The following is a 13,781-nucleotide window of genomic DNA, read 5'->3' as shown; positions in this document are numbered from 1 at the left end:
TCTTAACGGAATTCGAGATTTGTCCGAATTTGCTGACTACTGTCTCCCTGGCTGCACATGCACGGGTATCTCACAACGGAGCGGGTTTCCATGTCAGCATATACCGTCACGATTGACATGGCGCATGGCATCTGTTCTGCCTCTGGACATAATAATCAAGGAGAGAAAAATGTCTGTCGTCACCACCGAGAAACAGAACAATATTCTTGTCATCATCTCGAACAACCCTCCGGTCAACGCGCTTGGCGCGGCCGTACGCCAAGGACTGGTCGACGGCATCGAAGAAGCGTTATCCGATGATGAGGTAGAAGCGGTGGTGATCCGCTGTGACGGACGGACATTTTTGCCGGTGCCGACATAACCGAATTTGGCAAGCCGATGCAGGGGCCCAATTTGGGCGAGGCCCTCGACCGGCTGGAGGCCAGCAGCAAGCCGGTTGTTGCGGCCATTCACGGCACCGCTCTGGGTGGTGGCTGCGAAGTTGCACTGGCCTGTCACTATCGGGTTGCTGTTCCGTCGGCTAAAATGGGCCTGCCCGAGGTCAAGCTGGGGCTTATCCCGGGCGCGGCCGGGACCCAGCGCCTTCCGCGGGTCGTCGGCGCGGAAGCGGCGTTACCCATGGTTGTGATTGGGAATCCCATTTCGGCGACCAAGGCCCACTCGATCGGACTTGTAGACAAAATCGTCGGTGAAGACAGTCTGGCCGAAGATGCAATAGCCTTCGCCCGCGAACAGATCGGCAAACAACCGCCCCGGTCTTCCGAAGGCACAGCCAACGAAGATGGCGTAAAAACCCCGCGATATTCGACGAGTTCCGGCAGAAAAACGGCCGGAAAATTCGCGGCTTCGAGGCTCCGGAAGCGGGCATTCAGGCGGTTAAGGCTGCGGGGGAATTGTCCTATGCCGATGGCGTCGCGAAAGAGCGTGAACTGTTCATAAAGCTGATGACCGGCACCCAGTCGGCAGCCATGCGACACTATTTCTTCGCCGAACGTGCCGCGAACAAGATCGACGGTATCGACCCCAAGATCGATCCCATCCCGATTAATAAAGTCGGTATCTTGGGCGCCGGCACCATGGGCGGCGGTATCGGCATGAACTTTCTCTCCGCTGGCATTCCCGTGACCATCGTCGAACTGAAAGAAGAGGCGCTCGACCGCGGCGTTGGCGTGATCCGGAAAAATTACGAGAACACAGCCAAGCGCGGCCGCATGACGGAGCAGCAAGTCGAGGATGCCATGGGCATTTTGACGCCCAGCCTGTCCTACGATGATCTCGCCGATTGCGATTTGGTGATCGAGGCCGTGTTCGAAAATATGGATGTCAAAAAGGACGTGTTCACCAAGCTTGATGCAATCGTCCAACAGGGCGCGATCCTGGCCAGCAACACCAGCTACCTGAATATCGACGAGATTGCTGCGGTAACGAAGCGGCCCGAATATGTGCTCGGCTTGCACTTCTTCTCGCCAGCCAATGTGATGAAGCTCCTAGAAATCGTGCGCGGCGAGAAGACCGCAGACGATGTACTGATGACCGCGATGAAGCTGTCGAAAAAGATCGGCAAAGTCGCGGCAGTCTCGGGCGTCTGCCCCGGCTTTATCGGCAACCGGATGCTCAGTCCGCGTCAGGAGCAGGCCAATCTCATGATCATGGAAGGCGCCAATTACTGGGTCGTCGACGACGTATTGCTCGAATTCGGTTTCCCCATGGGACCGTTCCAGATGTCCGATCTGGCCGGCGTGGATATCGGCTGGCATCGCGATCCGGAGCGTATCGAAACCTTGCGCGACGCCCTATGTGCTGCCGGCCGTTGGGGTCAGAAAGTCGGCAAAGGTTTCTATGACTATGATCAGGCGCGTCAGCGCACGCCTTCCGATGAAGTCAAAAAATCATCGCCGAATTCGCAGCCAAAGCGGGCAAAGAACAGCGAGAAATCTCGAAAGACGAGATCCGCGAGCGCCTGCTCTACCCGATGGTCAACGAAGGCGCCAAAATCCTCGAGGAAGGTATGGCGCAGCGTGCGAGCGATATCGATGTGGTCTGGATCAATGGTTACGGCTGGCCGCTCTATACCGGTGGACCGATGTTCTGGGCCGATACGGTTGGGCTCGACAATATTGTCGCCGGCTTGAAAAAACATGGCCTGCCGGTCGCGAACATGTTGCAGGAAAAAGCCGCCGCAGGAGGCAAGTTCAACAAATAGAACAATTTTTATCGTTTAGGAGAGAAAATTTTGTCAGCTGAAGCAATAGATCCACTGGAAAAGTGGACACCGCCTGCTGGATGGCCCGTACGGTCGCGCAAGGAAGTCGAATCCATCTTGTGCGCGCCGGACCAGCCGTTTGAAATGGAAATGGTCAATATTGACGGCGTCGCAACCCGTGTCTGGAAACATGCCCATCCCACGCTCGCCGCCATGGCGGAACATGCGCGCGGCCATGGTGACAGCGAATTCCTGATATATGCAGATGAACGCGTTACCTATGAGAACTGGTACCGCGCGGTCGCCGCTCTGGCTTTCGAACTGCAGAATATGGGCGTGGCCAAAGGTGACCGGGTGTCGCTGGCGATGCGCAATCTGCCCGAATGGCCGGTGATATTTTTGCAGCGGCGTCGGTTGGTGCGATTGTTGTCCCGCTCAATGCATGGTGGACCGACCAGGAGCTGGTCTTCGGACTGGCCAATTCCGAAACCAGTGTGCTGCTCTGTGATGCCGAGCGATGGGATCGCATTGCGCCCCACATGGCGGACCTGCCCGATCTCGACCATGTCATTGTGGCGCGCAGCCCGGTGGCGTTGGCAGATCCTGCGCGTCCTCTGGAAGAAATTATCGGCCGGCCCAATGACTATGCGGAATTGCCTGATCAGAAACTACCGGCGGTTGATATCGCACCCGATGATCCAGCGACTATTTTCTACACCAGCGGCACGACCGGACAGCCGAAGGGGGCGCTCGGTTCGCACCGCAACCTCACCACCAATGCAATTTCGGTCGGCTATTCCGGCGCGGCGGCAGCCTTGCGACGCGGCGACGAGCTTCCCGAGCCTACGGTTCGCGTGGGCCTGACGGTGGTGCCCATGTTCCATTGCACGGCCTGTTCGGCGATAATGATGCCCACCGTCCACGGCGGCCACAAGATGGTCTTCCTGCACAAATGGGATACCGTCCAGGCGATGGAGATTATCGAACGGGAAAAGGTCAATGCAACCGGCGGCGTGCCATTCATTGCGTGGCAGTTGATCGAACATCCGGACCGCGACAAATATGACCTCAGCTCCATCGATTCCATCGCCTATGGCGGTGCCCCTTCTGCGCCGGAGCTCGCCCGGAAAATCTATGAAGTGTTCGGCGCGCTGCCCGGAAATGGCTGGGGCATGACCGAAACCATGGCGACGGTTACATCGCATAGCGCCGAAGATTATCTCAATCGGCCGACCAGTTGCGGTCCGCCGGTGGCGGCAGCAGACCTGAAGGTTATGAGTGACGACGGCAGCCAGGAAATGCCCGTGGGCGAAGTTGGCGAACTATGGGCCCGCGGCCCGATGGTGGTGAAAGGCTATTGGAACCGTCCGGACGCGACGGCCGAAACCTTTGTCGACGGCTGGGTGCGGACCGGCGATCTGGCCCGACTGGATGACGAAGGTTTCTGCCATATCGTGGACCGCGCGAAAGACATGATCATTCGGGGCGGAGAGAATATCTATTCATCCGAAGTGGAGAATATTCTCTACGACCACCCGGCTGTGATGGATGCGGCGCTCGTTGGCATCGACCACAAGACACTGGGCGAAGAACCGGCGGCTATCGTTCAGCTTGTTCCGGGCAAAACCGCCAGCGAGGCGGAATTGCAGCAATGGGTCCGGGAACGGCTGGCCGGTTTCAAAGTGCCGGTAAAGATTCTGTTCCGGACCGAAAGCCTGCCGCGCAACGCCAATGGCAAGATATTGAAAAAGGATCTGAAGACGCTTTTCTGAGCCTCAGACTTTGGGCGGCATCAGCCGGATAAGACCTTCTTGTACGGCTGATGCGACCAATGTGCCGTCCTGCCGGTAAAGCGAACCCCGGTTGAGGCCGCGCGTGCTGCCGGTCCAGTCGCTGTCCATCACGTAACATATCCATTGATCGACCCTGAAATCGTCATGGAACCACATGGCATGGTCGAGGCTGGTCGAGAATAGTCCCGGCGTCGTCCAGTGCAGTCCATGCGGTATCATCGACGTCGAGAGCAAGCCCATGTCCGAGGCGAACGCCAAAGTCGCCCGATGGGTAAGCGGGTCGTCGGGCAGCGGCGCGACGGTCTTGAACCACTGATATTGGCGCGCGTGCTTGGTTTTGCCTTCGGGGTGGAAGCTGCGCACCTCAAAGGGCCGGGGCATGCTCATCCGCTCGATATGTTCGTCCGAGACCTGCGGATTCCGGGCGATTTGCTCTATCGCGCTCAGACAGTCTTCCGGCGGCAACACATCGGGCATATCCACCTGATGATGCAGCCCTTCGGCCGGCTTCTGAAAGGAAGCGGTCAGGTTGAAGATGACCTTGTCATTCTGACGGACAACGACCCTGCGATTGGAAATGCTCCGTCCGTCAAAATCGCGGTGCACCCGGAAATGCAGCGGCTTTGTTTCGTCTCCGGCCCGCAGAAAATAGGAGTGGAGCGAATGGATATTCTTTTCGTCGTCTACCGTGCGGTCCGCCGCGACAATCGCCTGCGCGATCACCTGTCCGCCAAAAATCCGTTCGCGCGCGGTGGAGCTGAGCGCAGGAAAAATGAACTCGTCATCACCATCCGCGGTGAGCGTGAAGGTCCGGAGCAATCCGGCGATAAGTTTCTCTGCGGGCACGGAAGTGCGATGGGCCAGAGCGGCGGACAGCCGGCGCTCGACTTGTTCGTCTGTTAGTTGATCCAAACTGCGTTTATTCCTTAAAATCTATCTTATTCTGACTGATGCGAAGGCTCAGGGGTATATTTCGAACAGTCCGGCACCGCCTTGTCCACCACCGATACACATGGTGACGACGCCCCATTTCGCGCCGCGCCGGCGGCCTTCCTGCAACAGATGCCCGGCACAGCGCGCACCGGTCATGCCGAAGGGATGGCCGATCGAGATGGAGCCGCCATTGACGTTATATTTCTCGGGATCGATACCCAGCCGGTCGCGGCTGTACAGACATTGGCTGGCAAAGGCTTCGTTGAGTTCCCAGATATCAATGTCGTCAACGGTGAGGCCCTGGCGCTCCAGCAGTTTGGGAACGGCAAATACCGGGCCAATGCCCATTTCATCCGGTTCGCATCCGGCTACCGCCCAGGATACAAAACGCCCCAATGGCTTCAGCCCGCGACGCTCCGCTTCCTTCGCTTCCATAAGCACGAGCGCGGCGGCTCCATCGGATAACTGGCTGGCGTTACCGGCCGTGATATATTTATCTTCGCCCATGATCGGTTTCAGACTGGCCAGGCCTTCCAAGGTGGTCGTGGGGCGATTACACTCGTCCCGATCCACCGTGTAATCGACGATGGTTTCTTCCTTGGTGTCCCGGTCAACGACTTTCATCCTGGTCTGCATGGGGACGATTTCATCGTCAAAAAGCCCGGCTTCCTGGGCCTTCGCAATACGCTGCTGCGATTGCAGGGAATATTCGTCCTGATATTCGCGGCTGATATTGTAGCGCTCTGCGACGATATCGGCGGTCTCGATCATCGGCATGAAGATCGCGGGCGCGATTTTCAGAATTTCCTCGTCGATACTGCCTTCGGCCGCACGGGGGCCCTGCATCGAAATGCTTTCGACGCCGCCTGCGACCACGCAATCCGCGCCGTCGCCGCGGATATGGTTGGCCGCTATCGCGATAGACTGCATGCCGGACGAGCAGAAGCGGTTGACCGTGGCCCCGGCGGTGGTTTTGGGAAGCCCTGCAAGAAGCGCCGCGTTACGCCCGATATTGGGAGCTGCATGCGCGACATTGCCGAAAATACAATCATCGACGAAATCGCTTTCGACACCCGACTTTGCAACGGCATGCTTCACCGCATGGGCAGCCATTGTCATCGGAGGCGTGATATTGAAGCCGCCGCGTCCGGCTTTGGCGAGCCCGGTGCGAGCATAGGATATGATGACTGCTTCACGCATATTGAATTCTCCTGCCGATGTGCCGCGAGTGTTGGTTTTGGTGTCGCGGTCTGTGTCCAAGCGGATTTATAGGGGGCAGGGTGCAAAAGTCCACCGCAGAGCCGCGCATAAAGACATGGTAGGGGCACGGCGGCGGGATGGTGGCAAAAGTGCAGCGCACCTTCCCGAAGCCTAGCGGGTCTGGGCATGCATTTACGGTGGTCCGAAAGCGCAACGTCGGAGAAGTTCGACGACCGCCATCAACCCCGTCAATAGCGGATAGATCAGCCCTAGGCCCCGTATTTCGATTGTGATCCGGAGCGAAGAAAGGGACTGCAGGCTGGTGGGAAATCTCCTAAATGGGCCGAATTATTTGTTTGCGCCTTCCAAACAAATGTTTTTGCTGCGGTGCACAATGAATGTTGCGGTGCGGAAATGATGGGCCTATCCTCGTGCCAAAGCTCATCGGACATTCGCTCGATACACAGGAATTTGAATATGATAAAAAATGTGCTGGCTGGATTTTTCATTCTCGGCCTTATGGGTTGCTCCGGCGAACCGGAAGCTCCCGTGCAACAGGCTATGCCGGTGGAAATTTACACTGTGAGCGAATCCGAAATACCCAATATTATAGAGCTTCCCGGGCGTGTGGAGGCGGTGCGCGTCGCAGATGTTAGAGCGCGGGTCACCGGCATCGTACAGCGGCGTCTCTATGAAGAAGGCTCAAATGTTCGGGCGGGACAGCCCTTGTTCTCGATTGATCCTTCGGAATTGCGTGCCAGCACCGCGCAGGTGCGAGCCAGCCTGCAACGGGCAAGAGCCACGGCAGCCAATGCGCAAGCGGTGGTAGATCGCTATCGTCCGCTGGTTGCGGAACAGGCCATAAGCCGTCAGGAATATGATGCAGCAGTAGCAGCTTCCCGCGAAGCCCAGGCCAGCGTCGCCCAGATCAAGGCTGAGCTTGACGCCGCAAATCTGCAACTTGGTTATACCACGGTCCGGGCGCCCATCAGCGGTCGTGCGCGGAGCGCCGAAGTGACCGAGGGCGCGCTGGTTAGTGCCTCTGAAGCCACGTTGATGACCCGTATAGAACAGGCCGATCGCGTTTATGTCACCTTTGCCCAGTCTTCCTCGCGCGTGCTGGACGTCAGGCGGGGGATTACCGACGGGACCATTGTCTTGAACGAAAATGATAGCGCAGAGGTCGAACTGATTTTCGAAGACGGCACCCAATATCCGATCCCCGGCCAGATCGACTTTCTGGATTTTTCGGTCAACGAGACCACCGGTACGGTGGACTTGCGGGCCGAGTTTGCCAACCCGTCCGGACTTTTGCTGCCAGGTGAATTTGTCCGGGCTCGAATATTCGTGGGCAAGAAGAAAGGGGGCTTTATGGTTCCTCAGAAAGCCGTAACCGTTAGCGAAACTGGGGGCACCGTCATGGTTATTGATGGTGACGGCAATGCGGCCGAACGCTCCGTCGAACTGGGCGCGATGACCGGCGCCATGTGGATAATCGAAAGCGGGCTGAAAGCGGGCGACAAGGTCATCATCAGCAATTTGCAGAAAATCCGGGCGGGCGTGCCGGTGACAGCAAAAATTCTATGAATGTATCGGACAGCGCCGGCACTAAAGCCGCACCGAAAACGCCGACTGCTCCATCTGCTTCCAAACCGAAAACGGAGGCCGTGCGATGATCCTGTCGAGCCAGCTATATATTTCGCGAAAGTTGGGCTGAGCGGTGCCAAGATATTTTATTGACCGCCCCATTTTGCATGGGTCATCGCGCTCGGCATATTATTGTCCGGGTTCATCGCCTTGCGCCAGTTGCCGATCGAGCAATATCCCGAAGTCGCCCCGCCATCCCTGAGTATCTCGGTCGTCTATCCCGGCGCAGATGCCGCGACGCTGGAACAAAATGTGATCCAGCTGATCGAGCAGCAGCTGAATGGTATCGAAGGCTTTTTGTATATGTCCTCGTCCAGCCAGTCCAATGGCACGGGCTCGATCACGCTGACTTTCGAAGCGGGCACGGACATAGATATTGCGCAAACCGACGTGCAAAACAGCCTCAGCACAATCGAGGCCCGCCTGCCCAGTGATGTAACCCAGCAGGGGATTCAAGTGCGGCAAGCCACCAGCGGCTTCTTGCAGATCGTCGCGCTGACTTCGAAAAGCGGCGATCTGGATTCGACCGATCTTGGCAATATTGCATCGACCCAGATTATCGACGAGTTACGCCGGGTAAACGGTGTTGGTGACGTGACTCTGCTCGGGTCCGAATATGCCATGCGGGTCTGGCTTGACCCGGAACGCCTCGCTTCGTTCAAGCTAACGCCATCGACGGTTCTCGCCGCGATCCGCGAACAGAACAGCCAGACCGCCGGCGGTTCCCTGGGCGCGCTTCCTGTTCTGGAAGATACCCAGATCAACGCTACCATCACGACGCAAAGCCGGTTCACCACCACCAAGCAGTTCGAGGAAATCATATTGCTCGCCGAAACCGGCGGCGCAACGGTGCGCCTGGGTGATGTTGCCCGCGTGGAAATCGGAGCGCAAAGCTATTCCACATCGACGACCTTGAACGGCCAGCCGATGGCCGGGATGGCCATACAGCTTGGCACAGGTGCCAATGCCCTTTCGGTTGCCGAGGGGGTTGAGGCGCGGATGCAGGCCATTAATTCCAGCCTTCCCGAGGATGTCAACTGGAGCATACCTTACGACACCACCCCCTTCATCACCATTTCCATCGAAGAGGTTGTCACTACCCTGATCGAAGCAATGGTTCTGGTGTTCCTTGTCATGTTTCTTTTCCTGCAGAGCTGGCGAGCCACATTGATTCCGACATTGGTGGTGCCGATCGCGCTGGCGGGCGCGTGTCTGGGCCTGTGGATGTTCGGATTTTCGATCAATGTGCTGACCCTGTTCGGCATGGTGCTCGCCATCGGCATATTGGTCGATGACGCGATCATCGTGATTGAAAATGTCGAACGGATCATGCGCGAAGAAGGACTTGGGCCGGTCGAGGCATCGCGTAAGGCGATGGACCAGATAACCGGTGCTATTATCGGGATCACCCTGGTGCTGGTCGCGGTGTTTCTGCCGATGGCCTTTTTCCCCGGATCCACGGGCGGTATTTACCGTCAATTCTCGGTAACGCTGGCGGTTTCCATTCTATTCTCTGCGCTGATGGCGTTGACCCTGACTCCCGCTCTGTGCGCGACCCTGCTGAAGCCTATCAGGGACGGCGAGACGGAATCCGATCTGGACGCTGTCGAAGCGATAAGGAAGAAAATACCGGCGTAGCGAAGATATGGGCAAAAATTGTCGCTTATGTTTCGGATTGGCTGAACAAATTCAATCTTTGGTTTGCGCGGCTGACCGACCGCTACGGCCGTGCGACCGACTCGTTGCTGGGACGCCCCATGCGCGGCCTTGCCGTGTTCCTGGTACTGTGTCTGGTTGCAGGCCTGTTGTTCCTGCGCCTGCCGACCGCATTCCTGCCCACCGAGGATCAGGCTATCTGATAACCGTCGTGCAATCGCCTTCGGGCGCCACCCGGGCGCGCACGGAGGAAGCCGTTAAGCCCGTTTCCGAACATTGGATGAACAAGGATGAGGTTTCTGATCTGGTCGTGGTGCGCGGTTTCAGTTTCTATGGGCAGGGCCAGAATAATGCGATGATGTTTTCGCCCTTGATCGACTGGAACGAACGCTCCGCCGATGAAAGCCAGGCGGATGCGTTGTTGAACGAGGCCATGGGAAAATTCGCGCAGAATGAAGATGCCATCATTTTCGTGATACAACCGCCGGCCATACAGTCTCTGGGCAACGCCAGCGGCTTCAGCGTGAAAATCGAAGATCGCGCCGGTTTGGGCCGGGCCAGGCTGACAGAAGCGCGCAACCAGTTGCTTGGCATCTTGTCGCAAAGCGATGTGGTCACGGGCGTGCGGCCGGAAGACCAGGAACCCGCCCCGCAACTCAAGGTTGATATCGACCGGGTATTGGCGCGTTCGCTTGGTCTGTCCATCAGCGATGTGAACACCACATTGTCGATCAATTTTGGCTCCGCTTTCGCCAATGAGTTCATTCTCGACGGGCGATCGCTGGAAGTCTATGTGCAGGCGGACGCCCGATACAGGATGACCCCGGATGACGTGATGGCGCTGCGGGTGCCGAACGATCAGGGCGAGCTGGTACCATTTTCAACATTCGCCACCGCCAAATGGACGGCCGGGGCGCCCAGTCTTGCGCGCTATAACGGCTATCCTGCGATGACCGTTTCGGGGTCTGCTGCGGCCGGCATGTCATCCGGCGATGCCCTGGCAGCGGTCGAAGAGGCGATGACGCAAATGCCCGAGGGGATCAGCTATGAATGGACCGGTCTCAGCTATGAAGAGAAGCAGTCAGCGGGCCAGATCGGCTTGTTGCTGGGGCTTTCCGTACTGGTGGTCTTCCTGCTGCTGTCCGCGCTGTACGAAAGCTGGGCCGTGCCGCTGGCGGTCCTGCTGATCATTCCGATCGGCGTCTTGGGCGCAGTGGTATTTTCCCTGCTGCGTGGATTGTCGGCTGACATATATTTCAATGTCGGGTTGATAACCATCATCGGACTGGCGGCGAAAAACGCCATTTTGATTGTCGAGTTCGCCATTGAGGAAGAGGCGGCGGGCAAATCGACCATCGATGCGGTCAAAACGGCTGCAATCTTGCGTCTGCGTCCGATCATCATGACCTCGCTTGCCTTCATCCTGGCGATGGTGCCGCTGGCGATTGCGACGGGTGCCGGCGCGAACAGCCGCATAGCTGTGGGAACGGGCGTGATGGGCGGCATGGTCAGCGCAACCGCTATCGGCATCTTCATCATACCCCTGCTGTACATGCTGGTACGGCAGAAATTGAGCCGACAGGCTCCGATGGCGGCAGGCTCGCTCGACGAAGAACAAGCAGAAGGGAAAAGCGCATGACCAGACCGTCCCGTCTTGCATTATCCGTTGTTTTGGCCTGCTCCACCTTGCTCGGCGGATGCGTGAATCTGGCGCCTGAAGACCGGCGTCCGGAGCTTGCTACCGCACCGGGCTATGATGGCGAATATCGTCCCGACGGCACCGTTATTGCTTCGCAATTGGGCTGGAGCGAATATTTCAACGATCCGCAGCTTAAACGGCTGCTCGCTGCCGCGGTTGAGAACAACCGTGATCTGGTGGCGGCTACGGCGCGCATCGAACAGGCGCGCGCCCAATACCGGATCCAGGACAGCCAGCGCCTGCCGCGAATCGACGCCAGCGGTAGCGGGATTCGCACGCGCACGCCGCTCGAGACGGACACCGGCGGGAGCAGTTCGGTCACAATCGACAATTTTAATGTCGGCGTTGCCGTCACCTCTTTCGAACTGGATTTCTGGGGCCGCGTCCGCAATTTGAGTGACTCCGCGCGCGCCAGCTATCTGGCAACCATATCGGCCCAGCGCGCTTTCTATCTTTCACTGATCGGTGATGTCGCCTCGACCTATCTCGATCTTATCGAAACCCGGGAACAGATCGCGTTCGCCGAAGCGACCCTGCAAAGCCGGACCGAAGGCTTGCGGATCGCCAAATTGCGGCTGGATGCCGGTGTCACATCGGCTCTCGATTACCGGCAAGCAGAAGTGCTGTTGACCCAAGCGAAGCAAACATTGGGGGCACAACGCCTCTCGCACGCACAAGCCCGCAACCAGTTGACGGTATTGGTTGGTGGCCGGCTTCCCGCCGATCTGCCCGACAGTCTTCCGCTGGAGAGACAGGAATTTGCCGGCCCTCTCGATGCTGGTCTTCCTTCCGATCTGTTGCTCACCCGTCCTGACATCGTCGCAGCCGAACAAAACCTGAGCGCAGCCCGCGCCAATATCGGAGCCGCGCGCGCGGCATTTTTCCCGCGCATATCGTTGACCGGGTCCGGCGGACTGACGTCCGACAGTCTGGATGATCTGTTCAGCGACGACAATTTTACCTGGAGCTTCGGTCCATCGATCAGCCTGCCGATCTTCGACTGGGGCGCACGCGATGTCGACCTCGGCCTTGCCCGGGCTCTCGAAACCGAGGCAGTCGCCACTTATGACAAGACCGTGCAGACGGCATTTCGCGAGGTTTCCGATGCTCTGGCCGGTCGCCGCTGGCTTGGCGAACAGGTCGATACGGCAAGGCGTACGGTTGCGGCGCAAGAAGCGACCGCACGGATAGCCCGTCTGCGCTACCGCGAGGGCGTCGTCAGCTATCTCGAAGTTCTGGACGCAGAGAGAAACCTGTTCAGCGCCCAGCAGTCTCTGCTGGAACTGATCCGCGCGAATGACCAGAACCAGGTGTCGCTTTTTATCGCACTCGGCGGTGGAATCAGACCTTGATTTGAGACGTCGCGCCCTGGTTAGTCGGGCGGGTGATCGTTTTTATCCGGAGTTAGCACTCCCCGGAAACCCGACGTCGCAGGACGTCATCGGCGGCGTAATTCCGTCTGAAAATGACTGGTATCGTATTGGGCGGGATCGGGTTGTGGCGGACAGGGTGGTTTTAAAAAAAGTTTGCAAGTATTTGTAATGACTTGCAGGTTATCATACCCAAATCTTCGTTACCACACCTGTTACCACACGCATCCGCCTATGGTCAAAGCCGGTGTGATATTGTTATGCCCGAAGCGCCGAATTTTGTCCAGATTTTTCTGCAGTTTTCTAAACTACGATACCGTCTGCTTGACCTGATATGTCAGGAAGCGCGACGGCGCCTTTTATTGACGAAGCGCCTAAGGCTTTCGGTCACCACTAATGTCGATGCGCTAAGCTTGATGATCTCGACATCTCCCCTCGCAATCAACAGATAGAGCGTACTCTGGCCGATCCCCGTGCAGCGGCAGGCATCTTTCACACGCATGCTAATAGGCTCCGTTAAGCTTGACCTACGCCACCGCGAACAGATCGAGATAACTCTCTTACGATATCCTTATTGCTTTGGGTCTTTTGAGGCTCCGATTGACGGGCCAAGCCGGCTGACGTGACCCCGCAACAGTCATTCATTTGCGATTAGCCGTGTCCCAATGATGTGTCGCAACCACGCTAACGACAAATCCCGCTCGACCCCCTTAAAAGCAGTGCTTGCTCGGTTGGGAAAGCAAACGAGCGATGACCAAGTCGGAAGATCGCAACACCTGTTGCCGGCAGTTTCTCAGGGTTTTTGCTCGGCATTATCATGTGTGGATGGCGCTCTGCAATCAAGCTTTGGTTGTGCAGGGTCGGTTTGCAATCGGCCTAAACCCTGACCAATAGCTTGCCGGTATTGCCGCCAGTATAGAGCAGGTTGAGTGCTTTGGGCGCGGCTTCGAGCCCATCGACAATATGGAGGGGCATGCTCAGCTTTCCTTCGGCAAGCCATCCGGCAAGCGCAGCCATGGCGTCTGGAAAACGGTCTTCATGGTCAAGTATAACGAAGCCGCGAACGGTCAGGCGACGCATGATGAGATTGCGAAACATGTAGGGGCCAGGGGTCGGTTCATTGCTGTTATAAGATGAAATCAATCCGCAGATCACGACATGGCCGAAATCCTTCATATGCGTCAGGGATGCGTCCAATATGTCACCGCCAACATTTTCAAAACACAGGTCAATTCCCTCGGGGCAGAGCGCGCCCAGTCGCTCGGTCACGTTTTCGTTTT

7 protein-coding genes and 2 pseudogenes are annotated in these 13,781 nt (G+C 57.6%); 6 read left to right on the top strand and 3 right to left on the bottom strand.

Features of this window, described 5'->3' with window-relative positions; genetic code table 11:
* Window positions 1–169 precede the first annotated feature (169 nt).
* Together C8024_RS13940 and C8024_RS13935 are read left to right on the top strand one after the other, a co-directional pair.
* Window positions 170–2,203, top strand: a pseudogene (locus C8024_RS13940) (3-hydroxyacyl-CoA dehydrogenase NAD-binding domain-containing protein).
* 54 nt (window positions 2,204–2,257) lie between these two features.
* Window positions 2,258–3,975 (top strand): annotated as a pseudogene (locus C8024_RS13935) (class I adenylate-forming enzyme family protein).
* Window positions 3,976–3,978: 3 nt separating this feature from the next.
* Here C8024_RS13935 and C8024_RS13930 read toward each other — a convergent pair.
* Both C8024_RS13930 and C8024_RS13925 read right to left on the bottom strand, forming a co-directional pair.
* A complete protein-coding gene (locus C8024_RS13930) occupies window positions 3,979–4,908 on the bottom strand; it encodes an acyl-CoA thioesterase II (protein WP_173206243.1) in 930 nt (309 codons plus the stop codon).
* A gap of 48 nt (window positions 4,909–4,956) precedes the next feature.
* Window positions 4,957–6,129 carry a thiolase family protein gene (locus C8024_RS13925; protein WP_173206240.1) on the bottom strand — a complete coding sequence of 391 codons (1,173 nt, stop codon included), beginning with the start codon at window positions 6,127–6,129 and terminating at the stop codon, window positions 4,957–4,959.
* A gap of 477 nt (window positions 6,130–6,606) precedes the next feature.
* Here C8024_RS13925 and C8024_RS13920 point away from each other — a divergent pair, with 477 nt between their 5' ends.
* From C8024_RS13920 to C8024_RS13910, 4 genes are all read left to right on the top strand, one after another.
* Complete coding sequence (locus C8024_RS13920) at window positions 6,607–7,716, top strand: efflux RND transporter periplasmic adaptor subunit (protein ID WP_173206237.1); 1,110 nt, start codon at window positions 6,607–6,609, stop codon at window positions 7,714–7,716.
* A gap of 192 nt (window positions 7,717–7,908) precedes the next feature.
* Window positions 7,909–9,414 (top strand): efflux RND transporter permease subunit, encoded by a 1,506-nt coding sequence (locus C8024_RS23570; RefSeq protein ID WP_367947351.1) that lies wholly within the window; start codon window positions 7,909–7,911, stop codon window positions 9,412–9,414.
* Between the two features lie 229 nt (window positions 9,415–9,643).
* Window positions 9,644–11,071 (top strand): efflux RND transporter permease subunit, encoded by a 1,428-nt coding sequence (locus tag C8024_RS23565; protein WP_367947350.1) that lies wholly within the window; start codon window positions 9,644–9,646, stop codon window positions 11,069–11,071.
* Window positions 11,068–12,483, top strand: coding sequence for an efflux transporter outer membrane subunit (locus C8024_RS13910; RefSeq protein ID WP_173206234.1), 1,416 nt, complete (start codon window positions 11,068–11,070; stop codon window positions 12,481–12,483). Before C8024_RS23565 ends, C8024_RS13910 begins: the two co-directional genes overlap by 4 nt.
* An 894-nt stretch (window positions 12,484–13,377) precedes the next feature.
* On the opposite strand, the gene C8024_RS13905 is transcribed toward C8024_RS13910, so the two are convergent.
* Window positions 13,378–13,781, bottom strand: a 404-nt coding sequence (locus C8024_RS13905; protein WP_173206231.1) for a zinc-binding dehydrogenase, incomplete at its 5' end; no start/stop codon positions are given.

Source organism: Sphingopyxis sp. BSNA05, assembly GCF_013265645.1.
GTDB lineage: Bacteria > Pseudomonadota > Alphaproteobacteria > Sphingomonadales > Sphingomonadaceae > Parasphingorhabdus.
This window is presented reverse-complemented; position numbering and strand designations above follow the sequence as displayed.